Origin of the sequence: Pigmentiphaga sp. NML030171 (assembly GCF_002188635.1) — a bacterium.
In the GTDB taxonomy this organism is placed as follows: Bacteria; Pseudomonadota; Gammaproteobacteria; order Burkholderiales; family Burkholderiaceae_B; genus Pigmentiphaga; species Pigmentiphaga daeguensis.
Genome location: NZ_NINX01000035.1, coordinates 1 through 25,767, shown reverse-complemented (window position 1 = coordinate 25,767; position 25,767 = coordinate 1). Strand labels below are relative to the sequence as shown.

The following is a 25,767-nucleotide window of genomic DNA, read 5'->3' as shown; positions in this document are numbered from 1 at the left end:
CCGGATGGCGCGCGACAGGAATCCCGTATGTTCATCGATGCACTCTTCTCCGGCATCACGCTGGGAGGCATGTACGCGCTCGTCGCCATGGGGCTGACCCTGCAGTATGGCGTCTCGCGCATCATGAATCTGGCCTATGGCGAGTTTCTCGTCGCCGCGGCTTTCTGCGCCTACCTCCTGATGACCGGTCTCCAGATCGCGCCCCTGTGGGGCCTGCTGCTGATCGTCCCCGTCGCCTTCGCCCTGAACTGGCTGGTCTACAGCTTCCTGCTGACGCCGCTGGTCAGGCGCACCCGCACGCGCGCCGCGCTGGAGGTGGACAGCATCCTGGCCACGTTCGGCCTGCTGTTCATCGTGCAGGGCGTGATGCAGGTCACCTTCGGCGGCAACTACTACAGCTATTCCTACCTGAACGAACCCGTGCGCATCCTGGATTCGGTACTGGCCCTGAACCGGTTGCTGGCCCTGGGCTTCGCCGCGGTGTTCGGCATCGGCTTCTACCTGGCGCTGACCCGCACCCGCCTGGGCACCGCCATCCGGGCGGTGGCGGTGGACCCGGTGGCCGCGCGCCTGGTCGCCATCGACGTGCGCTGGGCCTCGGCCCTGGCCTTCGCCGCCGGCGGCGCGCTGGCTGCCAGCGGCGGCGTGCTGGTCAGCATGTTCCTGACCTTCAACGCCAACATGGGCGTGATCTTCACCATGAAGGCGCTGATCGTGATCATCATGGGCGGCGTGGGCAACGTCCTGGGCGCGCTGGTCGCGGGCCTGCTGCTGGGCCTGGCGGAATCCTTCATCGCCACCTACGTGAATCCCGGACTGACGATCGCCGTGACCTACGGCGTGTTCCTGCTGGTGTTGCTGGTGCGTCCCACCGGCCTGTTCGGGAGGGCCGCGCGATGAACGCCCCGCTGCGCATTCCCCTGATCGCCGGTGTCGCCGTGCTGGCCGTGCTGGCCGGCGTGCCCCTGGTGGCCGACGGCTATGGCCTGTCGCTGGCCATCAACATCCTCAACTACGCGGTGCTGGCCACCGCCTGGGCGATGTTCTCGGGCCCCACCCGCTACGTGTCGCTGGCCACGGTCGCCTTCTTCGGCATCGGCGCCTATACCGTGGCGGTCCTGGGCGATGCCCTGCCCTGGCCGGCGGTACTGGCGGCCGCCGCCGTGGTCGGCCTGGTGGTCGCTGTCGTCGTCGGGCTGTCCACCCTCAGGCTGGCCGGTGTCTACTTCGTCATCTTCACCTTCGGGCTGACCGAGCTCATCCGCCAGCTGGTCACCTGGTACGAGGTGAACGTGTCCAACTCCATCGGCCGCTATGTATTCCTGGACATCAGCCAGGAACAAATCTACTGGCAGTTGCTGGCGCTGGGCGCGGTGCTGTTCGTGGCCACCCTGCTGCTGGGCCGCTCCCGCCTGGGCTTCGCGCTGCGCATCATCGGCGCGGACGAAACGGTGGCCCGGCACTGCGGGATCGACACCACCCGCGCGAAGGTGCTGCTGTTCGCGCTCAGCGCGGTGTTCATGACACTGTCGGGCGCGATCATGGCGCCGCGCTGGACCTACATCGACCCGGCCATCGCGTTCAATCCCGTCATGTCGTTCCAGGTGCTGATCATGGCGCTGCTGGGCGGTGTGCAACGGCTGTACGGCCCGCTGCTGGGCGTCATCCCCCTCGCGCTGCTGTTCGAATACCTGGGCGCGAACTTCCCCAACCACTACAGCATCCTGCTCGGCGCCGTCTTCATGATCATCGTCTACCTGCTGCCCAACGGCGTCGTCGGCCTCGCCCGGCGGCTGCGCAAGGCCGACCGCGCGGCGGCGCCCGCCGCCAGGGAGGCATCATGAACAGCCTGCGCATTTCCCAACTGCGGAAAACCTTCGGCGGCCTGACCGCGGTCAACGACCTGAGCTTCTCGGTCGAGGCCGGCGAGATCGTCGGCCTGCTGGGGCCGAACGGTTCGGGCAAGACCACGGTCATGAACCTGATCTCGGGCGCCCTGGCGCCGGATGCGGGCGACATCGAACTGGCGGGCCTGCCCATCGCCGGCAAGGCCCCGCACAAGGTGGCGCACGCGGGCGTGGCCCGGACCTTCCAACTGGTGCGAGTGCTGGCCGACATGGACGCGACCGAGAACGTCGTGGCGGGCCTGGCCTTCTCGCGCGAACCGATGTGGGGCGCGCAGGCCACGGCCAGAGCCGCCGAACTGCTGGCGCGCGTCGGCCTGGCGCGCCATGCCCGGACGCTGGCCGGCGAACTGACCTACATCGACCAGAAGCGGCTGGAGCTGGCGCGCGCCCTGGCCCTGTCGCCCCGCCTGCTGTTGCTGGACGAATGGCTGGCCGGCCTGAATCCGTCCGAACTGCTCGAAGGCATCGCGCTGGTGCGCTCGCTCAAGGACGAGGGCATGAGCATCATCCTGGTCGAGCACGTCATGGATGCCGTGCACTCGCTGTGCGATCGCTGCGTCGTGATGAACGCGGGCGCCAAGATCGCCGAGGGTACGCCCGCCGCCGTCCTGTCGGATCCGGAAGTGATCCGCGCCTACCTGGGAGACGCCAGTGCTTGAAGTCGCCAACCTGTCCGTCGCCTACGGCAAGCATACGGCGCTGCGCAAGGTCGCGCTGTCGGTCGGGCCGGGCGAGATCGTCGTCATGCTGGGTGCCAACGGCGCCGGCAAGAGCACGCTGCTCAAGGCCGTGGCCGGCCTCGTCCCGCACGACGGCCAGGCCGTGGTGCGCCTGTCGGGGCAGGACATCGCCGCGACGCCCGCCCATCGTATCGTCGAGCTGGGCATCGCCCTGGTCCCCGAGGGCCGGGGCATCTTCGGCGAGCTCACGGTGCGCGAGAACCTGCGGCTGGGCGCCTATGCGCACCGCGCCCGGGAAACCGAGGCCGCGACCCTGGAACGCGTGCTGGCCCTGTTCCCCCGGCTGGGCGAGCGCCTGGGCCAGACCGCCCGCACCATGAGCGGCGGCGAGCAACAGATGGTCGCCATCGGCCGGGCGCTGATGTCGCGGCCGGAGATCCTGCTGCTGGACGAGCCGTCGCTGGGCCTGTCTCCCTTGATGAGCGCCGAGCTGTTCAAGTCCCTGGCCGCCATCCGGCAGGACGGTGTCGGCATCCTGCTGGTCGAGCAGAATGCCCGCCTGAGCCTGGCGATCGCCCAGCGCGGCTACCTGATCGAGAACGGCGCCATCGCCGGCGAAGGCGAAGCAGGCGCGCTGATGAACGACCCGGCCGTGCAACAGGCCTATCTCGGCATGGCGAAAGCCTGACGCGAATCAAGGCGGCCGCGGGGCCGCCATTACTGGAGTCAACCACCATGTTCGACATCAAGCTCCTGATCGACGATGAAGACCGCGACGCTACCGGCGGCGCCACGTTCGTGCGGCGCGACCCGGTCACCGGCGCCGACAGCACGCGTGCCGCGGCCGCCACGGTGGCCGATGCCCGCGCCGCCGCCGATGCCGCCGCGGCAGCCTTTCCGGCCTGGGCCGCGCTGGGTCCTGGCGAACGGCGGTAGTTGCTGAACCGGGCGGCCGACCTGCTCGATCAGCGCACGCCGGAGTTCATCGCCCGCATGATCGCCGAAACCGGCGCCACGCGCGGCTGGGCCGGATTCAATGTGCACCTGGCCGCGGGCATCCTGCGCGAGGCCGCCGCCATGACGACGCAGATCGCTGGCGAGGTCATCCCCTCCGACGTGCCTGGCAGCCTGGCCATGGCCGTCCGGCAGCCGGTGGGCGTGGTCCTGGGCATCGCGCCCTGGAACGCGCCCATCATCCTGGGCACGCGCTCGATCGCCATGCCCCTGGCCTGCGGCAATACCGTCGTGTTCAAGGTGTCGGAGCTGTGCCCCGCCACGCACCACCTGATCGCCCAGACCCTGCGTGACGCCGGCCTGCCCGCCGGCACCGTCAATGTCGTCTCCAACGCGCCCGACGACGCGCCCGCCGTGGTCGAGGCCTTGATCGCCCATCCCGCGATCCGGCGGGTCAACTTCACCGGCTCGACCCGCGTCGGCCGCATCATCGCCCAGAGCGCCGCCCGCCACCTGAAGCCCGTCCTGCTGGAACTGGGCGGCAAGGCGCCCTTGCTGGTGCTCGACGACGCCGATCTCGACGCCGCAGTCGACGCGGCGGCTTTCGGCGCCTTCATGAACCAGGGCCAGATCTGCATGTCCACCGAACGCCTGGTCGTCGACGACGCCATCGCCGATGCCTTTGCCGCCAGGTTCGCCGCCAAGGCGGCTTCGCTGCCCGCCGGCGATCCCCGCCGCGACGACGTCGTGCTGGGTGCGGTCGTGACGCCGGAAGCCATCCAGCGCATCCGGCGCCTGATCGACGATGCCGTGTCCAAGGGGGCCAAGCTCATTGCCGGCGGCGGCATCGAAGGCAACATCATGGCGGCCACCGTACTCGACAAGGTGACCCCGGCGATGGAAATCTACGGCGAGGAATCCTTCGGCCCGGTGGTGTGCATCGTTCGGGTCAGCGGCACCGAAGAAGCCATACGCGTGGCCAACGACAGCGAGTACGGGCTGTCGTCGGCCGTGTTCGGCCGCGACATCGCACGGGCGATGGAAGTGGCCAAGCGCATAGAAAGCGGCATCTGCCATATCAACGGCCCCACCGTGCACGACGAGGCGCAGATGCCGTTCGGCGGCGTCAAGGCCAGCGGCTACGGCCGCTTCGGCGGCAAGGCCGGGATCAACGAGTTCACCGAATTGCGGTGGATCACCGTCCAGACCACGCCGCGGCACTATCCGTTCTGACGCAGTCGCCAGGCAAAAAAAATGCCGCCCCGAAGGGCGGCATTTTTCATCCTGCAGCCGATCAGGCGGCGGCGGGAGCCGGAGCGGCCTGCTGTTCGGCGGCGGCCGGAGCGGCAACCGGGGCAGCAGCCTTCTTCGCCACGCGCTTGGCGGCGGGCTTCTTCGCGGCAGGCTTGGCAGCAGGCTTGGCGGCCGGCTTCACCGCGGGCTTGGCGGCCTTGGCGGCGGGCTTGGCAGCAGCCTTCTTGGCCGGCGCGGCGGCCTTGGTCGCGGCCTTGGCTTTCTTGGCAGCAGGCTTCTTGTCGCCTGCGGCCACGACAGCCTTGGCTTCCTTCACGGCGGCCTTGACGGCCTTCTCGTAAAGGCTCACGCGCTGAGCGGCTTCCTTGCGGGCCTTCTCGGAACGCTCGAGCGCCTTCTTGGCGGCATCGCCCAGACGCACGGCGGCGGCTTCGAGCTTCGCCAGCACGCCGGCGGACTTGGCCGGAGCGGCTTTCTTGGCGACCTTCGCGGCCGGCTTCTTGGCTGCCGGCTTGGCAGCCGCCTTAACGGGTTGCGATTTCTTAACCATATCAATCTCTAAAAGTCGAGGCCCGAAGTGTTAATGGTGCTCAAAACAATGTCAACCCTTTTGGATGCCAACGACGAAAATTTTTGCTTCGGCACCACGCGCGATGTCACGTCATCGCATCGTGCATGATCGTCATGACGACGTCCGGCCGAACGTTGCGCGAGCGATGATCCATACCGCCACGCCGCACAGCGCGGCGAGCGTTCCGACTGCGACGATGGGCGCGACCGGCAGCATGCCGACCGCCGTGCTGCCCAGCGCGCCGCCCAGCATCTGCGATGCGCCCAGCACCGCGGCACCCACGCCCGCCATCGCTCCCGCGTCCTGCAATCCCAGCGCGAAGAGGGTCGGCATGATGAAGCCGCCGAAGAAAAGACTGGCCGCCATCGCCACGACGAAGACCGCGATCTCCCACCATTGCCCGTGCGCGCCACGCAGCGCGAGCCCGACCGCCAGGGCGGCCAGGCCGGCGCAGGCCGCGCCGCGCACGCCCGCGTACAACACACGCTGGGGCGGCACGCCTCGCTGCGAGAGGCGCGCGGTCGTCAGCGATCCCGCCAGCACCGCGGCCGAGGCCAGCGCGAACGCGATCGCATAGACCGAACTGGACACGCCCATGCCGTCGATCAGCACGAAAGGCGACCCGCTGATGAAGACGAACATGCCGCAGAACACGACACCCAGCGCGCACGACAGGGCGCGCGCATGAGGCAGCGCTAGAAAGCTCCGATAGCCCGCGGGGCGCCCGCCGCCTTCTGGCTGCGGCTGGCCCGGGCCCGCCTGCCGGTCTTCGGAAGCGGGTGCCGCCGGCTGCACGCCCCGGAGCGCGCGCAGCCGTCCCGCCCGCAGGCGGATCCCGACGATGGCGGCCAGCAGCAGCCCCGCCCCGGCCAGCACCGCGAACAGGCCGCGCCAGCCCACCGCGTGGATGACGAACGCTCCGATCAGCGGCGCCACGATGGGCGCCAGGCTCAGCACCGCGACGATGAAGGACTGGATGGTGGCCCGCTGCTGCGGTTGGGGAAAGACGTCGCGGACCAGCGCGATGCCGGCCACCGATGCGGCCGACGCGCCGAAGCCCTGGACCGCCCGCCAGCCGATCAGCGCGGCGCCGTCCGCCGCCAGCGTGCAGGCGATGGCCGCCACCACGTACACGGCCAGGCCGAGCAGGATGACGCGCAAGCGCCCGTGGCGATCGGACAAGGGTCCCCAGGCCAGTTGGCCGAATCCGAAGGTCAGCATGAAGGCGCCCAGCGTCGCCTGCATCTGCGAGTCGGTGGCGCCGAGCTCGGCGCCGATGGCCGGCAACCCCGGCAGGCTGATGTCGATGGACAGGGGCGGCAGGCCGGCCAGCATGCCCAGCACGACGATGAAGCCGACCGGCAGTGCGATCCGGGTCGGCGGGGAATGCCTTGCTTGCACGAAGCGATCTCCTGGCTGGTACGCGCCCCGGTATCACCGGGACGCCAAAGAGCGGAGGATATCGTGCTTTTGCTGGGGCGCACATGCGGCCGCCCCGCGAGGCGCGGGCCTCAGTTCGGTTGCAGGCCGGCGTCCTGGATGATCTTGCGCCAGCGTTTCTCCTCGGCGCGCACGTAGCGGTCCATCGATTCCGGATCGCCCGTCACCTTGATCAGGCCCTCTTCTTTCACCAGGCGTTGGAATGCCGGCGTCTCGGCGGCATGATTGATCGCCCGGTTCAGGCTGCCGATGACCGGAGCCGGCGTGCCGGCCGGGACGAGAAAACCGTACCAGGCCTGGGCGTCATACCCCGCCACCCCGGCCTCGGTCACGGTGGGCAGGTCCGGCAACACCGCCGACCGATCGGCCGAAGTCACGGCCAGTGCCCGCAGCTTGCCCGCCTTGATGTAGCTCAGGGCGCCAGGAATGGTCGAGAAGATGACGTCGATCTGCCCGCCGATCAGGTCGTTCAGCGCCGGCGCCGCGCCCTTGTAGGGCACATGCGTCAGTTCCGTTCCGGACAGCGTCGCGAACAGCGCGCCCGCCAGGTGCGCGGAAGTCCCGTTGCCGTTGGACCCATAGTTGATCTTCCCGGGATTGGCCTTCGCGTAGGCGATCAGCTCGGCCACCGTCTTGTAGGGGCGCTGTGGATTCACCACCAGCACGTTCGGTGCCTTGGCCACCATGCCGGCGGAAACCAGCGACGTCTCGTTGGAATACGGCAGCTTCTCCTGCAGGCTGGGATTGACCGCGTAGGCGAAGGTCCCCATCACGATGGCATAGCCGTCCGGCGGACTCTTGGCCACGTAGTCGGTGCCGATCACCGTGCCGCCGCCAGGCCGGTTCTCGACGATGACCGGCTTGCCGAGATACTCGCCCACCTTCTCGGCGACGATGCGGCCGACCAGGTCCGTCCCGCCGCCGGGCGGAAATGGAACGACGAGCTTGAGCGGCCGCTCGGGAAAGGAAGCCGCCAGGGCCTGTCCGGCCAGCAGCGGCCCGGCGATTGCCATGCACGCGGCGCCTAGGCCCATGCGCCAGGAAGTTGCCAGGAATGTCATGATGTCTCCGTTGTCTTGATTCTGTTCTGCCGTGGAGCCGGCTATAGCCTGTAGCTCGGATCGATCCGGTCCAGCTTGCGCAGCAACGCGGGCCATTCCATGACGCCATACGGCCGCCTGGTCTGCGGCTGGTAGTTCATGTAGGTCTTGTCCAGGACGTCCTGGGGAACAGAATTCAGCGGACTGTTGCAGGCCATGGCCGCCAGTTGCAGCTTGCAGGACAGCTCCAGCCGATGCATGGCGTTGAACGCCTCGGGTATCGTCCGCCCGACGGTCAGCAACCCGTGATTCCTCAGGATCATGGCGTTGTTGTCGCCCAGGTCGGCCACCAGCGACGCTTGCTCGGCCTCGTCCAGCACCACGCCCTGGTAGTCGTGGTAGCTGATGTTGACGAAGCGCATGGAGGTCTGCGCCAGCGGCAGCAGACCGCATTCGAGCGCCGACACGGCCATCCCGGGCCACGTATGCGTATGGATGACGCACGACAGTTCGTGCCTGGCCTGGTGGATCGCGCTATGGATGACGAAACCCGCGCGGTTGACGCCGTACTTCAGGTCCGGCCCGAAGTCGGGCGCGCTCAGGACTTCGCCGTCGGCGTTGATCTTGATCAGGCTGGACGCGGTGATTTCCTCGTACAGCAGCCCGTAGGCGTTGATCAGGAATGCGTTTTCCTCGCCGGGCACCCGGGCCGAGATATGGTTGGCGGCCATGTCGGCCATCCCGTAGAACTCGATCAGGCGGTAGCATGCCGCGAGATTGACCCGAACCTCCCATTCCGCCTCGGAACATCGGGACCTCATGGATGCGATACCCAGGTCCGCCAATTCAGCCATCGTCGATTCCTCCTGCGCAAAGTCGTGTCATGCATTCTGCGCATACGCCAGGCGAAGGGGAAATGACTTTTCGGGCGGATCAGGCCAACTATTTTGTAGGGGTGGCCGGGGGCGGCGGCAGGGGCGCCTCGTCCATCACGTCGTCGGCGCGCGCGCCCAGTTCGGCCAGCAGCCATCGGCGAAACGCCCGGAATGCGGCAGTAGGCGCCCGATCCTTGGGATGCACGAGGAAATAGCCGCCCGCGGGCCGATAAGAGGTGTCGAACGGCGCGACGAACTGCCCCGACGCCAGATAGCCTTCGACCAGGATGCGGACACCCAGCGCCACGCCCAGGCCGCGTATCGCCGCCTCGTAGGCCATCAGCGAACTCTCGAACTTGTGGCCCCGGCCGGCATGGTCGCTGGCCAGCCCCGCGTGGCGGAACCAGCCCTCCCAGTCTCCCGGGCGGGCAAGCGAATGCAGGAGCGGCAACTCGAGCATGGCCGACACGTCCGGCGTCCCGCCGACCTGGGCCAGGAGATCCGGGCTCATGACCGGCACGAGTTCGATCGGCGCCAGCATGTCGACTTCGATTCCCGGGATATCAGGTACTCCGAAACGGATGGCGGCGTCGAAATCCTGGTGATTGAAGTCGACCAGGGCCGAGGACGCCGACAGCCGGATCTCCACCGAGGGATGCTGCTCGTGGAAAGCCGGCAGCATAGGAATCAGCCAGCACTGCGCGAACGTGTTGTAGGCCAGAATGGACAGCACCTGCGGCTGCCCGCGCCGGCTGAGCTGCGAGGTCGCGAACGCCAGGTCGTTGAGCGCGCGGCGCACCGCGGGATAGTAGCGGCTTCCCGCCTTGGTCAGCGCGATCGACTGCCCGCGCCGGTCGAACAGCTCCACGCCCAGGAAATCCTCCAGGCCGCGAACCTGGCGGCTGACCGCCACCTGCGTGACGCAGAGCTCGTCGGCGGCCGCCGTAAAGCTCATCAACCGCGCCGCGGCCTCGAAGGCTCGCAGCGACTTCATCGGAGGCAGGGGCAGCTTCACGGTATGACCGGATAGGATCTGTTCAGCCGCCCAGGTAGGCTTCCACCAGCCTGCGATCGCCCAGCAGTTCCTTGCCGGAGCCCGACAAGGCGATGCCGCCCGTCTCGAGCACGTAGCCGCGATGGGCGATCTTGAGCGCCTGCCGCACGTTCTGCTCGACCAGGAAGATCGTCAATCCCTGCCGGTTGATCTCGCGCAGGATGCGGAAGATCTCCTGCACGATGATAGGCGCCAGCCCCATGGAGGGCTCGTCCAGCAGCAGCAGCCGCGGCTTGGCCATCAGCGCCCGTCCGATCGCCAGCATCTGCTGCTCGCCGCCTGACAGGTTGCCCGCCATGCCGTTCAGGCGCTCTTTGAGCCGGGGGAAAAGTTCGAACACGCGATCCAGGTCGGCGCCGATCCCGCCCTTGTCGCGCCGGGTATAGGCGCCCAGCTCGAGGTTCTCGCGCACCGTCATCGTGGTCAGGATGGCACGACCCTCGGCCACCTGCACGATGCCCTTGGAGACGATACGGTGCGGCGCCAGGCGCGAGATGTCCTCGCCCTGGAACGTGACGGTGCCCGCTTCCTTGGGGATCAGGCCCGACAAGGCCAGCAGCGTGGTGGATTTGCCGGCGCCGTTGGCGCCGACCAGCGTCGTGATCTCGCCTTCGCGCAGCTCGAGGTCTATGCCCTTGACCGCGGCGATGTGGCCATAGGAAACCTTCAGGCCGTCGACTTTCAGCAGCGGATTCATGCTTGCACCTCGTCCGCCACGTCGTCCTCGCGTCCCAAGTAGGCTTCGATCACCATCGGATTGTTGCGGATTTCCTCGGGCAGGCCCTCGGCGATGATCCGACCGAAATTCAGCACCGCGATACGGTCACACAGGCCCATCACGAAGCGCATGTCGTGCTCGATCATGAAGATGGTGTAGCCCCGCGCCTTGATGTTCTGGATCTCGGCCATCAGGTCCACTTTCTCGCCGGTGTTCATGCCCGCCACGGGTTCGTCCAGCAGCAGCAGCTTGGGCTCGGTCGCCAGCGCCCGGGCCAGCTCCAGCTTGCGCTGGTCGCCGTAGGAGAGGTTGTCCGCAGTCTGGTGCGCCTTGTGCTCCAGCTTGACCCAGGACAGCAGCTCGAGCGCCCGTTCGCGCGCGCGGCGTTCCTGGGCGCGGAACCCGGGCAGCGCCAGCAGCAGGCCTGCCGGACCGTAGTCCAGGTGGCGGTGCATGCCGACCACCACGTTCTCGAGCAGCGACATTTCCTTGAAGATGCGGATGTTCTGGAACGTGCGGGCGATGCCGCGCCGGGTGATCTGGTGCGGCTTGGCACCGACGAGGCTCTGGCCGTCGAAGGTAAGCGAGCCGCCGGTCGGATCGAGCAGGCCCGTGATCAGGTTGAACACCGTCGTCTTGCCCGCGCCGTTGGGGCCGATCAGGCCAAAGATCGTTCCCTGCGGAACCTCGATGTTGACGTCCTGCAGCACGTGCAGGCCGCCGAAGCTCTTGGAGATGGATTGCAGTTTCAGCATGTCATTGGCTCCGCCGGCGGAACCAGCTGCGCAGCAGCGCCGGGTCCCAGATGCCCTTGGGCAGGAACAGCACGATCAGGACCAGGATCACGCCGTTGATGACGAGCCGGAAATCGTTGAACGCGCGCAGCGTCTCGGGCAGCAGCGTCAGGATCACGGCGCCGGCCACGGGCCCGGCCAGGCTGCCGATGCCGCCCAGTATGGTCATGGTCAGGATCTCGACGCCCCGGTCGAACCCGTATTCGTTGGGTCCGATGAAGAAGGTCAGGTGGGCGTTCAGCGCGCCCGCGAGGCCCGCCAGCAACGCCCCCAGGACGAAGGCCAGCATCTTGGTGTTGTTGACGTCGATGCCCATCAGTCCGGCGGCGGTCTCGTCTTCCTTGATGGCCTCGAACGCGCGGCCGACCTTCGAGCGCAGCAGCCGGAACAGCACCGCCAGCGACAACGCCACGGCCAGCGCGATGTGCCACCACTGCGTCAGCTGGGGGATGCCGTTCAGGCCCAGGGCACCGCCCGTCCACGACTCCGTGTTCAGGATCACGACCCGGACCACCTCGCCGAAGCCCAGCGTGGCCATGGCCAGGTAGACCCCGGACAGGCGCAGCGTGGGCTTGCCGATGACGAAAGCCACCAGCATGGGCGCGGCCATGCCGCCCAGCAGCGCCACCGGAAAGGACATCTCGAAATTCATCGTCAGGATGGACGCGGTGTAGGCGCCTATCCCCATGAAGGCGGCATTGGCCATGGCCAGCATGCCGCAGGAAAGCGTCAGGTAGATCGACAGGGCCAGCAGGGCGTTGGTGCCCAGGGTCAGCACCAGGTTGCTGTAGATCGACCAGAAGTTATCGAACCATTCCATTTCTTGTCTGCGTCCTTATGCCTTGCGTTCCAGCACCTTGCCGAACAAGCCCTGCGGCCGGACGAGCAGGATCAGGAACAGGAGGCCGAAGGCTACGGCGTCGCGCATGGTCGACCCGATGTAGGCCACCGACAGCACCTCCGCGAAGCCCAGGAACAGCCCGCCTATCATGGCGCCGCGTATGTCGCCCATGCCGCCCAGGATGATGACGGCGATGCCCTTGTGCAGCATGGGCTGGCCCATCAGCGGGAACACCGCATTGGAATAAAGGCCGATCAGCACGCCGGCCACGCCGCCCAGGGCGGCAGCGGCGAAGGAGGTCAGCATGAACAGCCCCTCGACGTTGATGCCCAGCAGCGAGGCGGCCTTGGGCGATTCGGCGATGGCGCGCAGCCCCCTGCCCAGCTGGGTACGCTTCATGACGACCATCAGCGCTGCCATCAGCGCGAACGACAGGAAGATGATGATGAGCTCGATCACCGTCATGTGCAGCCCGGCGATCTCGATGGCGTCGTCGGGCACCAGGCCGGACGGGAAGCGCATGTTCGCGGCGCCATAGATGCCCTGCATGCCGCTGTTGAGCGCGATGGCCACGCCTATGGTGGCGATCATGGGTATGAGGTGCGGCGCGTTGCGCTTGCGCAGGCGCTTCAGGACGAGCACGTCGATCAGGATGCCGACGATGCCGCTGCCCACCGCCGCGGCGGCCAGGCCGGCCCACAGGGGCAGGTCGAACTGGGTGATCAGTTGCAGCGCCACGTAGGCGCCGACCATGAACACCGCGCCGTGCGAGAGATTGATGACGCCCAGCACGCCGAATACCAGCGTGAAGCCGAGCGCGAACAGAGCGTAAACGCACCCCAGCGATAGTGCGTTGACGAGTTGCTGCTGTAGCATGGATGGTACCCCCCCCTACGCGCTTCGCGCGCCCCCCAGGGGGCGGCACTGGCGGACCGGCGGAGCCGGATCCGCGGCGCCCTGGATCGGACCGCGTTTCTTGTCGGGCCGGATTCAGGAACGAGACGGTAGAGTTCAGAAAACAAAAATGGGCACGAGCCCTACTATTAATAAAGGGCGCGGGAGTCCCGCGCCCTTTCGGATCGCCGGCGCGAGGCCGACGGGTTCCGCGGGTGCCGCTTATTTCTCGATGACGTAGCGGCCGCCGCGGGTGACCATCACGATGGGAGTCTGGACCGCATCGTAGCCGCCGGGCTTGCCGGCGGCGCCCTTGGCCTGGCGGAACTGGAAGGCTCCGGTCGCGCCGGTGATCTTCACCGCGGGCAGCGCCGCCCGGAGGGCGTCGCGGTCGGCCTGCAGGTTGCCCGAGAGCTTCACCTTCTTCAGGGCTTCGGCGACGATGTGCATCGCGTCGTAGGCCTGGGCGGCGAACTGGTCCGGCGCCACATTGTACTTCGCCTTGTAGGCGGCGATGAACTTGGTGTTCTCGGGGGTCGCGTTCTCGATCGACCAGGGGCTGCCGACCCACAGGCCGTCGGCCCGTTCCTTGGCCAGGTCGAACACCTTGACCGAGTTCATGCCGTTGCCGCCGATGAAGGGCACGTTCAGGCCCAGCTGGCGGGCCTGGACCATGATGGGGCCGCCCTCGGCGATCAGCGCCGACAGCACCACGGCGTCGGGATTGGTGGCCTTGATCTTGGTCAGCTGGGCCTTGAAGTCGACGTCGCCCTTGGCGAAGGTCTCGGTCGTGGTGACCGGGATCTTCAGGTCTTCCAGGGCCTTCTTGAAGTTGTCGTAGCCGCTCTTGGTGAACACGTCGTCGTTGCCGTAGAACACCGCGACCTTCTTGATGCCGTTGTGCTTGGCGGCGACGCGGATGGTCTCGGGCAGCACGTCGGCCTCGGTGACCGAGTTGCGGAAGACGTAGTTGCCGATGGAAGTGATGCCGTCGGCGGTGTTCGAGGTGCCGAACACCGGGGTCTTGGCGGCCTGCGCGATCGGGTCGGCGGCCTGGGCCGAGTTGGACAGCGTCGGGCCGAAGATCAGCACGACCTTGTCCTGGAATACCAGTTTCTTGAAGACGTTGATGGCTTCTTCCTTCTTGCCCTGTTCGTCTTCGATGACCAGCTTGATGGTGTTGCCGTTGACGCCGCCCGCGGCGTTGAGTTCGTCGGCGGCGAGCTGGAAGCCATTGCGGATGGCGGCGCCGTACTGGCCGGCACCGCCGGACAGGGCGGCCGCCAGGCCGATCTTGACGTCGGCGGCCTGGGCGAACGCAGCGGCGCCGAGGGCGGCCGCTGCCACCAGCGATTGACTGAAAATGCGGTTCATGTGAGTGTCCCTATAGGTGTCGCGTTTGCGCCTGGGCGTCCACGGCGCGGGACGGCGCGGGCCCCGGGCGCGGGCGACTTGGGGCGATATTCTACCGTTTCGGGCCATACCAGACGAGTCGAAAGGGTTTCCCCTAGCGGGGAAAGCCGCTTCGACTATGCTTGTGGACATTGCCCACGCAACTCATTTTTCCGTCATGAACCTACCGCACACGCCCTCCCCGGACATCGCTCCCGAGTGGCACCTGGCCGACATCGTCGAGCAGTTGCGCACCTCGCGCGAGATCGAGCACAAGATCCGCTACCTGGACCGGGTGCGCGAGCTGCCCTCGCGCGAAGCCCTGGTCACCGTGCTGGACGGCCTGTCGGCCGCGCTCTTCCCCACCCATTACGGCCGCTGCAAGCTGACCGACGACAGCATCGATTATTTCGTCGGCAACACGCTGAACGCCACGCTCAACCTGCTTTGCGAACAGGTCCGCCGCGCGCTGTATTTCTCGGAAGCGCCGGACACCCACGACAAGCAGAACCTGCAGGGCAAGGCGATCGAGATCACCCGTCGCTTCGCCTCGCAACTGCCGGCCATCCGCGCGGTCCTGGTCAGCGACCTGCACGCGGCCTACCAGGGCGATCCGGCCGCCACCAGCATTTCCGAGATCCTGCTGTCCTACCCCGGCATCAAGGCCATCATCCACTACCGGCTGGCCCACGCGATCCACAAGCTGGGCGCCCCGTTCCTGGCACGGCTGATCTCGGACATCGCCCACTCGGCCACCGGCATCGACATCCACCCGGCCGCCCAGATCGGCGCCAGTTTCTTCATCGACCACGGCACCGGCGTGGTGATCGGCGAAACCACGATCATCGGCGAGCGGGTCCGCCTCTACCAGGCCGTCACGCTGGGCGCCAAGCGCTTCCCCGCCGATCCCGACGGCAAGCTCACCAAGGGCATCGCCCGCCACCCCATCGTCGAGGACGATGTGGTCATCTACGCCGGCGCGACCATCCTGGGCCGCATCACCATCGGCCGGGGCTCGACGGTCGGCGGCAACGTCTGGCTGACCCAGAGCGTGCCGGCCAACACCAACGTCAACCAGGCAAAGAACCAGGAAGACTGATCCCGCGGGGCCCCTGCCCCGGGCCCTTACGGCCGCTCGCCGCGAGGGCCGAGCCACCCCAGGTCGGCATCCTGCAGGCCGACCAGCAGCGCCCGTCCGTCCCCTCCCACGCGCAGCGCGCCATAGCGGGCGCGCTCGAAGTCCCCGGCCCGCCCCTCCTGGAAGAAATAGGCGTCGGTGGCGATCCGGATCCGCCCGTCGCGCACCGTGTAGGCCAGCCGGTTCTCGCGCTCGGCCAGCGGCGTGCCGTCGTCCAGGCGAACCAGGGCTGCGCGGCTGGAGCCAGCCTCGCGCCGGACGACGATGGCTCCCGCGGCGGGCAGGTCCTCGCCCAGGCGCTGGCGCAGCTCGCGCGCCAGCGCCCAGTCCAGCGCCATGTAATCGCCCTGCATCAGCGACCGGGGATCGACCGGCGCCAGCTCCAGCGACACCAGCGTCCCGCTGGCCAGCAGCGACTCGTTGCGCCAGATCGAAGCGTTGACCAGGCCCAGCACCAGGACCAGTCCGGCGGCGATCAGCCAGCGGGCCATGCGCTCAGTCATGGCCGCCCTCCGGCGCGCCCAGCCTGGCGATGCCGCGCCAGGCCAGCAGCAGCACGCCCCCCAGCGCCAGCAGCACCGCCGCCTTGCGCGGCAGGCTCCAGGCCTGTGCGTAGTAGAACCAACCCACGCTCCACAGCGCCACCAGCAGCCCGCCCACCCAGAGCGGGGTCCGGGCACGGGCGTAGCCCAGCACCGCCGTCATCAGGCCGAAGGCCACTCCCGGAGCCCAGGCCCCGGCCAGGACCAGGGCGCAGGCCGTGGCGGCGGCCCAGCCGCGGACGGCCGGTCGGGCGCGGACCGACAGGCGCCAGGCGACCCAGGCCAGCGGCAACGCCGCCAGCACATGTGCGGCCCAGGCCAGCGCACGCCAGGCGGGCGGCACGGACAGGTCCATGCCGTGCAACAGTGCGCCGGCCAGGCCCAGCACCCACAACGCCAGGGTCACGCCCCAGGACAACGGCGCCTGCCCCTGCCCCAGGCGATGCGCCCATCGTGTCTCGCCCAGCCAGGCCGCCGCGCAGGCCCAGGCCGCGATGACCGGCACGGGACTCGGCCAGTCCAGTTCGCGGAAACATCCCTCGCCCGCCAACAGCAAGGCCATGACGCCGAAACAGCGGGCGATCGCGTTCGGCATGACGATCGCCAGGACCAGTCCCAGCCCCGCCGCCGCCAGGAAAGTCCCCCAGACCGGCAGCCAGGCCGCCCCGGCGACGGCGACGGCGCCATAACCCGCCAGGCAGAGGCTGAGCGCGAACTGCGCCCGCAACTCGGGCGGCTGGCCCTGCAGCAGCATGCGCGCGACGATCAGCAGCAGCACGCCCACCACCACCAGGCTATGCGAATCGAAAGGATCCGGCAGGACCAGCCCCGCGAAAACCAGCAGCAGGAGGCCGCCCAGCCAGCCGCACACGCCCAACATCAGGCGCACGTGCCAGGGCGTTGCCACTTGCGCCTGTGCCATGGGCGGGACATCGCCCTCGGCCAGCCCCTGGCGGCGCAGCTGGTCCCAGACCTGCGGCAGGCCGTTCATGCCTCCTCCGCCCAGCGGGCCTGCAGGCGCCGCAACCAGACGGCCGCGCCCGCCGAGGCCGCGATCAGGAAACCGCCGACGACGAGCAGGGCCAGCTCGCCCGGATCGCCTTGCGCCAGCAGGCGCGCGAGCCCGGCCGTCGCGACCGCGATCGCCGCCAGGCAGCACAGGGTCAGCATGGGCAGGTCACGGCGCCATTGGTAGAACAGGAAACCGCCGGCCAGGGCCAGGGCCATCACGGCCCGGTTGGCCCAGGCCAGGATGCCGCCGGCACGCGCGTCATCCAGGATGGCGCCGACCAGCGCGCTCACGACGATGGCCAGCACCAGCACGCCGGCCAGCCGGGGCAGGAAACGCATCCGGCCGCCGTCGGCGAGCCGCCCGCCCAGCGCTTCGGCCGCCGCGGCGGCGGCCAGGTCCAGCCAGAACAGCCAGGGATGCGGCCATCCCCCGTCCAGCGCGGCCAGCAGGATGGGCGAGAACCGCCCCACGTAGAGCTGGGCGGCCAGGTTGGCCAGCACCAGCAGCAGCGCCCATGCCGCGGCCGACCGCGACACGGCCACCCAGGGCAGGATGAGGAGGCCCCATGCCAGGAACAACTGGTAGCTGTCGGCTCCCGTCTGGTAGTGCTGGCCCAGATAGGCCAGCAGCGCGCCGCACAGGATCATCGCGAACAGCAGCGCCACCCGGCCCGCCGGGCGCGCCGTGCCCAGGCGCCAAGCCACCGCGGCGGATGCCGCCAGCAGGGCCTGCAACAGCGCGAACTTGGCGATGGGCGGCCATTCCTGCCAGTTGAAAGCCACCAGGAAAATGATGCCGGCGGCGCAGGCCAGCGTGCCGCCGTAGGCGCATACCCGTTCAAGGAAACGCCGCCAGGCCGGTCCGTCGGGCAGCACCGCCGCCAACCGCAGCCCTTCTTCGGCGGCCCCGGCCGATAACGCCTTGCGCCGTGCCAGCTCGATCAACTGGCGATGCACGGCGGCGCGGCCGCCGCTCAAGGCGCTTCGCGAGCCGCCGTGCGGGCGTGGCCGAAGAATCGGCCCAGCTCCCGTGCCAGCTCGTTCAGGGCGGCCATTTCCTCGGGAAGAATCTTGCGCGCCAGCTGAGCGCTGTTCCAGTCGCCATAGATCAGCGCCACCGTATCCTTGTCCGCGCGCACGGGCAGCAGCACGAAGGCGTGCGAATCGGGCACGGCATCGCGGAACCAGCGCGGGATGTGGACGCTGAACTTGGGATCGCTGGCGTTCTCGATGAAGATTCCCACTGAATTGGTGATGGCCAGGTGGAAGACGTCCACCGAGAATATCTCATTGAAGCGCAGTTGGGGGAGCAGTTGCTCGATGCCGCGGCCGAATCCCAGCCGCGCCTCGAAGGTATGGCGACGCGGATCGCGCACGAAAACGATGGTGCGCGAGAACTGCATGCCGGCCAGCATGGCTTCGGACGCCATGGCCAGCACGGGTCCCAGGTGGTGCTCGGACGGCAGCGAGCGCAGGTCGCGCATGCCCTCGCGCAGCGTGCGCTCGGCGTTGTGCGATCCGCCCTGTGTCGACTCCGCGTGCAGGTCGTCGATTTCCTGGATGAAACGCTGGCTGGCCCGCTCGCGGGTCAGCTCCTCCATGATCTCGTACAGCGGCTCGGGCGCCACCGCCAGCGCGTGCGCATAGCGTTGAACCGTCTCGCGCATCCGCCGCTCGCGCAATTCGACGTCGCCGCCCGCGATGGTCATGCTGCGCGACATCTGTACCGAGAAGCTGGCCACCGCGCGCAGCCATCGGTCGTGGTCCAGCACGACGTCCTGGTCGGCCGGCAGGCCGGCAAGGTCGAAGGGCTCCATGCCGCGCCGGATCACCGCCGGCAGCCCCCACCGCTCGGCGGCGTCCTCGCCCAGCTCTTCGAAGCTGATGCCCAGCACCTCGGCCGACACCTCGTCCTCGGTACGGCGATATTCCAGGGCATGCTCCCGGATCTGGGTCCATTCGCTCTCGAGATAGAAGATGCACAGCAGCTTGCCGAGCTGGCGCATCAGCGTACAGACCACCGCTTCCTCGCTGGTCAGCAGCTCGCGCACCTCGCATACCTTGCGCGCCACGCAGCCCGCCAGCATCGCCCGGTTCAGCTCCAGCTTGGCGTCGAGCCGCTGCAATTGCAGATGGGACTGCTGGAAATGATCCACCAGCTTGAGGCCCAGCACCAGGTGGCCCACGGCCTCGATGCCCAGCACGACCAGCGCGCGGGACACCGTGGTGATATTGCCGCCGAAGGCCATGTACATGGCCGAATTGGCCAGTCGGATGACGCGCTGCGTCAGCGTGAAGTCCGACAGGACGATCTGGGCCAGCGCCGTGATGTCGTGGTCGTCCCCCTTCATCGCCGAGATCGTGGCACGCAGGGAATCCGACAGCAGCGGGAAGTCGCCGCGCTCGTTGATGCGCGACCACAGCTTGCGGGTCAACGCGTGGCGTTGTTGGGTATCCGGCATGGGGGAATCCGTCTACCGGCGTCAGCTCGCCAGCGGCCGCAGCTCGCCGGTTTCGAATTTGTGCGCCAGTTCGTTGATGGGCAGGGCCTTGCATACCAGCCAGCCCTGGATCAATTCGCAACCGCTGGCCACCAGCAGGTCGCGCTGGGCCTCGGTTTCGACGCCCTCGGCCACCAGGTCCAGGCCCAGCGTGCCGGCCAGCCCGACGATGGCGTCGACGATGGCCTGGTCATTGCGCGAGGAAGGCAGGTTGCTGATGAAACGCCGGTCGATCTTCAGGGCGGCCAGGGGAAAACTCTGCAGGTAGGCCAGGCTGGAATAGCCGGTGCCGAAATCGTCCACGGCGAAGCGCACCCCCAGATCGGTCAATTCCTCGAGCAGGGACTTGGCGTGGGCCGGATCCTCCATCAGCACGCTTTCGGTGATCTCGAGCACGATGCGCCGGGGCGCCAGCCCCGTCAGCTTGAACGCCTCGCGCACCGCGGCCGGGAAGCGCTTGTCGCGGAACTGCTGGGCCGAGACGTTGACGCTGGCATATTGCAGATGGATGCCGCGCGCGTCCCACTGCATGAGCTGCATGCAGGCATTCTTCAGGGCCCATCCGCCCAGGAAATTGATCAGGCCGGCCGATTCGGCCAGCGAGATGAATATCTCCGGCGAAACGGCGCCCAGCACGGGGTGATGCCAGCGCATCAAGGCCTCGATCCCTGTCACCTGCCCGTTGCGCGCCTCGACGATGGGCTGGTAGTGCAGCGAGAACTCGCCGTTGCGGATGCCGCTGTGCAGGTCAGATTCGAGCCTGAGCGTGTCGGGCCGGTTGCCGGCCGCGCGCCGTTCGTAGAAGGCGAAGCTGTAGCCGCGATTGCGGCCGGCCTGCGCCAGCGCCTCGTCCACGTGGTGGAGCAATTGGTCGCAGCCGTTCGCCCGGTCGGGGAACAGCACGGCACCGATGCGTACCGACAGTTGCAGCGTCTGCCCCTCGTGGGAATACGGCAGCTGGATCGCATCGGACACCCGGCGGGCGAACTCCTCGACGTAGCCGCGGTCGGGCACGTCGCGCAACAGGATGAGGAAGGCGTCGCTGTAGCAGCGCGCCACGAACTCCCGGGCATGGCAGGCGCCCTTGAGCCGCAGCGCGGTCTCGTGCAGGATGCGGTCGCCGGCCTCGTAGCCGAAGGCCTGGTTGACGCGATGGAACTCGTCGATGTCTATCTGCAGCAGGGCCACGCGGTAGCCCTTGTCCAGCGCCTCCTGCTTGGCCCGTTCGATCTCGTGGCGCGCCGAGGCCAGGTTGTCCAGCCCCGTCAGCACGTCGTGGTACATGGCGTAGGTCAGGCATTGCTCGTTGTCGGCCCAGGCCGACACGTCATGCCCGACCACCAGCAACTGCCCCGGCTCGGTCGCGTCGGGCGCGACGCGCAACTCCACCAGCCGGGGATAGGTCAGCGTCTTGATCAGGTGCAGCGTGCACTTCTGCACCTCGCCCGTCTGCTGGGCCTGGCGCAGGCAGGCTTCGAGCAGGGACACGTCCTCCTGCGGGACCAGGTCTCGCAGCGTCACGATGCGCAGGTATTCGCGGTGATAGCCGATGAACGCAAGCCCCGGCTCGGAGATGTACAGGAACCGGCCCTGCTGGTCGATGCGCGCGAAGAAGTCGATGGCGCTTTCGAAAGAGGCCACCGGATCGGCGCAAACGCGGTCTAAGGTATCAAGTCGCATGGAGGGACGGGCTCAAGGGAGGCCCGGAACCACGCCTGGACAGCTGGACGATAGCAGGGCCTGTCTCCGGTCAACGTACTTGCAACGGTATTAACGGCGGGCCCGCCGCCAAGTTGAGACGCGCTTCGACGCGGAATAGACCCCGAATCACGCGTCTCTTCCGGCTCCAACCGCCCGCGACAGGGCCTTGACAAGATCGGTCTGCGTGATGATGCCGGCCAGCGTGCGTTCCTCGTCGATGACGGGGATATGGTGATGGCCGCCGTCGGCGAACATCGGAATCAGCTCGATCACGTAGCGGCTCGCGCTGACCACCCGGACATGGCGGGTCATGATCTGCGAAATGACCCGCGGACGCCCGCCGGCCCCGGGCGCGAGACCGATCAGCGCCCGCAGCCGCCCTCCCCACCCCTCGGGCCGGTCCATTTCCAGCTGCCTCATGAAGTCGGCCACCGTCACGATGCCCACCACGCCGCGGGCCTGGTCGATCACCGGCAGCGCCTTGATGCGATGCTGGCGCATCAGCGCCCAGGCGTCCTTGAGCGGCATGTCCGGCTTGGCGCTGAGCGGGGTGCGCGTCATGATGTCCCGGCACCGAAGCTCCCCCAGGCTGCGCCGGTAGGCGGCCATTTCCGCATGGTGCAGCAGGTCCTCCAGGTCGTCGGGACTGACGTCCAGCACCTGGTTGTAGTGAGCCAGCGCGGCGTCGAGGTCGGCCGCGGTGAAACGCGACCGGGGGCCGGGCACGGGCTTGGCCTGGGCATGGGGATAGCGGCGTCCCGTCAGGCTGTTGTAGGCCAGGCCGGCCACGATCAGCAGCACGGAGTTGGCCAGCACGGGAAACAGCGCGTAGCGGTAGTCGGCCGCCTGGGCCAGCACCGCGGTCAGGGCCGCCGCTCCCCCCGGAGGATGCAGGCAGCGCAGCGACAGCATCACCACGATGGCGCCTCCCACCGCCAGCGCGGCCGCCAGGACCGGATCGCCCACCAGATTGACGCAGGCGATGCCCACCAGCGCCGACAGCGTGTTCCCGCCTATCACCGACCACGGCTGGGCCAGGGGGCTGGCCGGCAAGGCGAACACCAGTACCGCGCTCGCGCCCAGCGGGGCGACCATCCAGGCGGCGGCCCCCAGGCTGCCGGCCATCGCACGGCTCGCCCAGGCGGCCAGCAGGATCCCGGCCAGGGCTCCCAGGACGATGCGCACGCGCTCCCTGCCGTTGATGCGCATCCGGCCCGGCCGGAACGAACCCAGCCAGGAGCACAGCGTGGAGACGGACAAGACGGGAAGCGACGCGGAAACCCGGGAGGAAGCGGAGCGATCGGACATGGAACGACGGCGACAGCGGCACGGCAGACGGAGACCAGCCGGGCATAGTACCGGATTTGCGGCAGGGCTCCGCCGGCCGGATAACCCCTACGGCACAACGGACATGAGCATATATCGTCACTTAACGATATATGATTCGAGAGTCATCGATATGATTCGCCGCATCTCTAAACCAGGATTTCCTATGACCACGCTGTACGATCCCATCACCGTCGGCGACCTCCGGCTCGCCAACCGCATCGTCATGGCCCCGCTGACCCGCAACCGGTCGCCGCGGGCCGTCCCCCAGCCGGTCACGGCCACCTACTACAGCCAGCGCGCCAGCGCCGGCCTGCTAATCACCGAAGCCACCGCCATCAGCCACCAGGGCCAGGGCTATGCCGACGTGCCCGGCCTGTATTCGGAAGAGCAACTGGCCGGCTGGCGGCGGGTGACCGACGCGGTCCACGCCGCGGGCGGCAAGATCGTCGTCCAGCTCTGGCACGTGGGACGCATATCGCACACCTCGCTGCAGCCGGACGGCGGCGCGCCGGTGGCGCCTTCGGCCATCCGGGCCAACGCCAAGACCTACCTCGTCGGGCCGGACGGGAGTGGATTCGTCCCGACCTCGGAGCCGCGCGCGCTGCGCCTGGATGAACTGCCCGGCATCGTGGCCGACTACCGGCGCGCCGCCCGCGCGGCCATCGAGGCCGGCTTTGACGGCGTCGAGCTGCATGCCGCCAACGGCTACCTGATCGATCAGTTCCTGCGCTCGGGCAGCAACCGCCGCGACGACGCCTACGGCGGCTCGATCGAGAACCGGGCGCGCCTGCTGACGGAAGTGCTGGACGCCATCACCGACGAAATCGGTGCCGGCCGCACCGGCATCCGTATCTCGCCCGTCACGCCGGCCAACGACGCCTCGGACCCCGAACCCCAACCCCTGTTCGAGTACGTGGTCCGCAAGCTGGCCGGCTACGGGCTGGCCTACGTCCACGTCATCGAGGGCGCGACGGGCGGCGCCCGCGACTACCGCCAGGGCGACGCGCCGTTCGACTACGCCGCGCTGAAAGCGGCCTACGCCCAGGCCGGCGGCCGGGGCGCGTGGATGACCAACAACGGCTACGACCGCGCGGCCGCCGAGCAAGCGGTCGAGAGCGGGGCCGCGGATCTCGTGGCCTTCGGCAAGCTCTTCATCGCCAACCCGGACCTCGTGCGCCGCCTGCGCGAGCGTGCTCCGCTCAACACGCCGGACAACACCACGTTCTACGGCGGCACGGAAAAGGGGTACATCGACTACCCCGCCCTGGCCTGACCGGCCTGGACGGACAAGGGGGACGGGCCAACGGCGCCGTCCCCTGCGCCCCGTACCAGCGGCGCCTCCGCTCTTACTCTGCTAGCAACGGCCCTTCTTCGCCTGTCCCGGCGGGCAGAAGCGCGGCCCGGGATAACCGCCCCGGTAGGCCGGTTGATACTCGTAGTAATACCCCGGCGAATCGTAGTAGTACCCCGGCGCCGGGGCCACGACGGCCCCTCCCGGGGTGTACACCGCGCATCCGCCCAGCGCGGTCGCCGCAACGATGGCGGTCAGGATGGATTTCATGATTGCTCCTTGCGTACCGATCAGAACGCGAAGTCCCGCGTTGCCGGTCCCGTACCGATATCGACGGACGAGGACTTCACGGCGCCCGTCGAAGTCGTGGCCTCTATCGTGTAGCGTCCGGCCACGGTCGCGTCCGGGACCAGGGGAATGGGCAGCGTGGTCTGGTAGGTGCCGACCACCGGCGCGGCGGCGGGCAGGTTCATGCCATAGGCGCCGGTCGCCAGGTTGGCGAACGTCGAGGCCACTTCGAACTTCGCCCCGCCCGTCGTCTGCAAGGCGCGCAGCGACGCTTCGGCGCTCAACGGCGTCACGGTTCCCGACACGGTGTTGAAGGCCGACGGCGGCGGAGCGATCGGCGCCGTCGACGTGGAGACCGTCGTGCTGGCTCCGGCCACCACCGGCACCGACCGGATGATGCCTACGCCGCGCGCGGCCGATGCCGGCGGCACGACCACGACGTCGACGTTGCCGGCCGTGCTGCTCTGTTCGATGGGCGACAGCGTGAACGCGCCTTCGCTCGTGGCCACGGTGCCCTTGACGACCTCGCCGCCGCGCTCGGCATAGACGCGCGAACCGGCCGGCGCGTAGCCGACCACCTTGCCGCTCACCACGATGGGAATGGCGGTCACCACGGGCTTGAGATTGAAGCCGCCATTGCCGCGCGCGACGATGGACTTACAGGCATCGAAGTCCAGTACGAGATCGGTCAGCGTATCGGGCGCAACGGTGAACGGCCGGATGACATCGACGTTCGGATTGCCGTTCACACGGATCTTACTGACGGTTACGAAGACATGATCGAAGCCACAGGCAGGCGCATCGGTCATCGAGACTTGCAGCGTGCCTGGGGGGGAGCGGACGAGCCGTCTCCGCCGCCGCATGCCGCCAATCCCAATGCCCCCGCGCATCCCAGAGCCAGCATGCCATATGGAAATCTGTTGTTCGCCACGACGACCTCCTTTCGGTAAAGCGTGAACGCGGGGCGAGCATACGGCGGAGAGTGTTCGGGACGTGTAATCTACATGTAAGCTCTGTAAATGACGCGGGAACCCTTGGTTACATGCCGCTCTCGGCCTTCGCGCCGCGCGCTTCCTTCAGCGCCACGGTCAGATTCGCCACCTTCCGCTTCAAGTCGGCATTCTCGGCCCTGAGTGCGCGCACCAGGCCCTGGAGCTCTGCCACATCGGTACTCTCGGGCGGCAGGTCGTCCTCCCCTTCCCCGCCCCCGGCCGCCGCCGGCTCATCCGCCGGACGGGCCCTGGCCTTCTTTTCGCGCACCTGGCGCGCCGCGCGCCGCAGCTCGTCCTTGCCGCCAGCCACGGCCACGACCTGCTCCTCGGCCGGCAGCGTGGCGACGGCCGCCGCCGCGCTGATGGAGATGGTGCCCGACTTGACCGCGGCCACGAGTTCGGGCGCGGCCGCTTTCTGTATCTTCTCGATCTGGCCGACGGTGGCCGTGCTGAGCCGGGCGGCCCGGGCCACCGCCTCGCGCGTCGCCATCGCAGGCCGTGCCGGCTCGGCGGGCGCGCCGCCATCCCGCGTGGGCGGCGTCTCGGCGGCGTCCGCCGGC

The 25,767-nt window shown here is 68.3% G+C and carries 23 protein-coding genes and 3 pseudogenes; 7 read left to right on the top strand and 19 right to left on the bottom strand.

Annotated features, from left to right (window positions below; all coding sequences use genetic code 11):
- Positions 1–27 precede the first annotated feature (27 nt).
- The 5 genes and pseudogenes from CDO46_RS14790 to CDO46_RS14770 all read left to right on the top strand — a co-directional run bounded on the left by CDO46_RS14790 (position 28) and on the right by CDO46_RS14770 (position 4,774).
- Complete coding sequence (locus tag CDO46_RS14790; protein WP_087839252.1) at positions 28–900, top strand: branched-chain amino acid ABC transporter permease; 873 nt, start codon at positions 28–30, stop codon at positions 898–900.
- Positions 897–1,844, top strand: a complete 948-nt coding sequence (locus CDO46_RS14785; RefSeq protein WP_087839251.1) for a branched-chain amino acid ABC transporter permease — start codon at positions 897–899, stop codon at positions 1,842–1,844. Before CDO46_RS14790 ends, CDO46_RS14785 begins: the two co-directional genes overlap by 4 nt.
- A complete protein-coding gene (locus CDO46_RS14780; RefSeq protein WP_087839250.1) occupies positions 1,841–2,566 on the top strand; it encodes an ABC transporter ATP-binding protein in 726 nt (241 codons plus the stop codon). Before CDO46_RS14785 ends, CDO46_RS14780 begins: the two co-directional genes overlap by 4 nt.
- Positions 2,559–3,275 carry an ABC transporter ATP-binding protein gene (locus CDO46_RS14775; RefSeq protein ID WP_087839249.1) on the top strand — a complete coding sequence of 239 codons (717 nt, stop codon included), beginning with the start codon at positions 2,559–2,561 and terminating at the stop codon, positions 3,273–3,275. Before CDO46_RS14780 ends, CDO46_RS14775 begins: the two co-directional genes overlap by 8 nt.
- Positions 3,276–3,322: 47 nt before the next feature.
- Positions 3,323–4,774, top strand: a pseudogene (locus CDO46_RS14770) (aldehyde dehydrogenase).
- Between the two features lie 61 nt (positions 4,775–4,835).
- Here the strand turns inward: CDO46_RS14770 and CDO46_RS14765 are convergent.
- The 10 genes from CDO46_RS14765 to CDO46_RS14720 all read right to left on the bottom strand — a co-directional run bounded on the left by CDO46_RS14765 (position 4,836) and on the right by CDO46_RS14720 (position 14,396).
- On the bottom strand, positions 4,836–5,345 hold the full coding sequence (locus CDO46_RS14765; protein WP_087839248.1) for a histone: 510 nt from the start codon (positions 5,343–5,345) through the stop codon (positions 4,836–4,838).
- 132 nt (positions 5,346–5,477) lie between these two features.
- The gene (locus CDO46_RS14760; RefSeq protein ID WP_087839247.1) at positions 5,478–6,767 is read right to left on the bottom strand and encodes an MFS transporter; all 1,290 of its coding nucleotides are present in this window, start codon (positions 6,765–6,767) and stop codon (positions 5,478–5,480) included.
- Positions 6,768–6,877: 110 nt separating this feature from the next.
- Positions 6,878–7,867 (bottom strand): tripartite tricarboxylate transporter substrate binding protein, encoded by a 990-nt coding sequence (locus CDO46_RS14755; protein WP_254914611.1) that lies wholly within the window; start codon positions 7,865–7,867, stop codon positions 6,878–6,880.
- 41 nt (positions 7,868–7,908) lie between these two features.
- Positions 7,909–8,700 (bottom strand): class II aldolase/adducin family protein, encoded by a 792-nt coding sequence (locus tag CDO46_RS14750; protein ID WP_254914610.1) that lies wholly within the window; start codon positions 8,698–8,700, stop codon positions 7,909–7,911.
- An 88-nt stretch (positions 8,701–8,788) separates the two neighbouring features.
- A complete protein-coding gene (gene gcvA, locus CDO46_RS14745; RefSeq protein WP_087839246.1) occupies positions 8,789–9,736 on the bottom strand; it encodes a transcriptional regulator GcvA in 948 nt (315 codons plus the stop codon).
- Positions 9,737–9,758: 22 nt separating this feature from the next.
- Complete coding sequence (locus CDO46_RS14740; RefSeq protein ID WP_087839245.1) at positions 9,759–10,472, bottom strand: ABC transporter ATP-binding protein; 714 nt, start codon at positions 10,470–10,472, stop codon at positions 9,759–9,761.
- Positions 10,469–11,248, bottom strand: coding sequence for an ABC transporter ATP-binding protein (locus tag CDO46_RS14735; protein WP_087839244.1), 780 nt, complete (start codon positions 11,246–11,248; stop codon positions 10,469–10,471). The genes CDO46_RS14740 and CDO46_RS14735 overlap by 4 nt, the downstream gene beginning before the upstream one ends.
- A gap of 1 nt (position 11,249) precedes the next feature.
- A complete protein-coding gene (locus CDO46_RS14730; protein ID WP_087839243.1) occupies positions 11,250–12,107 on the bottom strand; it encodes a branched-chain amino acid ABC transporter permease in 858 nt (285 codons plus the stop codon).
- A 15-nt stretch (positions 12,108–12,122) separates the two neighbouring features.
- The gene (locus CDO46_RS14725) at positions 12,123–13,004 is read right to left on the bottom strand and encodes a branched-chain amino acid ABC transporter permease (protein ID WP_087839242.1); all 882 of its coding nucleotides are present in this window, start codon (positions 13,002–13,004) and stop codon (positions 12,123–12,125) included.
- Positions 13,005–13,244: 240 nt separating this feature from the next.
- Positions 13,245–14,396: an ABC transporter substrate-binding protein gene (locus CDO46_RS14720; RefSeq protein ID WP_087839241.1), complete on the bottom strand. Its 1,152-nt coding sequence runs from the start codon at positions 14,394–14,396 to the stop codon at positions 13,245–13,247.
- Between the two features lie 196 nt (positions 14,397–14,592).
- Here CDO46_RS14720 and epsC point away from each other — a divergent pair, with 196 nt between their 5' ends.
- Positions 14,593–15,513, top strand: coding sequence for a serine O-acetyltransferase EpsC (epsC, locus tag CDO46_RS14715; protein ID WP_087839240.1), 921 nt, complete (start codon positions 14,593–14,595; stop codon positions 15,511–15,513).
- A 26-nt stretch (positions 15,514–15,539) separates the two neighbouring features.
- Here epsC and CDO46_RS14710 read toward each other — a convergent pair whose 3' ends face one another.
- The 6 genes from CDO46_RS14710 to CDO46_RS14685 form a co-directional block, all read right to left on the bottom strand.
- On the bottom strand, positions 15,540–16,055 hold the full coding sequence (locus CDO46_RS14710; protein WP_243724545.1) for a GDYXXLXY domain-containing protein: 516 nt from the start codon (positions 16,053–16,055) through the stop codon (positions 15,540–15,542).
- Entirely contained in the window at positions 16,048–17,085 is a 1,038-nt protein-coding gene (locus CDO46_RS14705) for a DUF4401 domain-containing protein (protein WP_087839238.1), read from the bottom strand. The genes CDO46_RS14710 and CDO46_RS14705 overlap by 8 nt, the downstream gene beginning before the upstream one ends.
- Positions 17,082–18,083 carry a DUF2157 domain-containing protein gene (locus CDO46_RS14700; RefSeq protein WP_087839237.1) on the bottom strand — a complete coding sequence of 334 codons (1,002 nt, stop codon included), beginning with the start codon at positions 18,081–18,083 and terminating at the stop codon, positions 17,082–17,084. The genes CDO46_RS14705 and CDO46_RS14700 overlap by 4 nt, the downstream gene beginning before the upstream one ends.
- Entirely contained in the window at positions 18,080–19,567 is a 1,488-nt protein-coding gene (locus CDO46_RS14695; protein WP_087839236.1) for an HDOD domain-containing protein, read from the bottom strand. The genes CDO46_RS14700 and CDO46_RS14695 overlap by 4 nt, the downstream gene beginning before the upstream one ends.
- A gap of 21 nt (positions 19,568–19,588) precedes the next feature.
- Positions 19,589–21,247 (bottom strand): bifunctional diguanylate cyclase/phosphodiesterase, encoded by a 1,659-nt coding sequence (locus CDO46_RS14690; protein WP_165963187.1) that lies wholly within the window; start codon positions 21,245–21,247, stop codon positions 19,589–19,591.
- 186 nt (positions 21,248–21,433) lie between these two features.
- On the bottom strand, positions 21,434–22,516 hold the full coding sequence (locus CDO46_RS14685; protein WP_243724569.1) for an HPP family protein: 1,083 nt from the start codon (positions 22,514–22,516) through the stop codon (positions 21,434–21,436).
- Between the two features lie 283 nt (positions 22,517–22,799).
- On the opposite strand from CDO46_RS14685, the gene CDO46_RS14680 reads away from it, so the two are divergent.
- Entirely contained in the window at positions 22,800–23,909 is a 1,110-nt protein-coding gene (locus tag CDO46_RS14680) for an alkene reductase (RefSeq protein WP_087839233.1), read from the top strand.
- 81 nt (positions 23,910–23,990) lie between these two features.
- Here CDO46_RS14680 and CDO46_RS14675 read toward each other — a convergent pair whose 3' ends face one another.
- The 3 genes and pseudogenes from CDO46_RS14675 to CDO46_RS28385 all read right to left on the bottom strand — a co-directional run.
- Positions 23,991–24,197, bottom strand: coding sequence for a hypothetical protein (locus CDO46_RS14675; RefSeq protein WP_087839232.1), 207 nt, complete (start codon positions 24,195–24,197; stop codon positions 23,991–23,993).
- A gap of 20 nt (positions 24,198–24,217) precedes the next feature.
- A pseudogene (locus CDO46_RS14670) lies at positions 24,218–25,119 on the bottom strand (DUF4382 domain-containing protein).
- Between the two features lie 134 nt (positions 25,120–25,253).
- Positions 25,254–25,767, bottom strand: a pseudogene (locus CDO46_RS28385) (hypothetical protein); the annotation flags it as partial.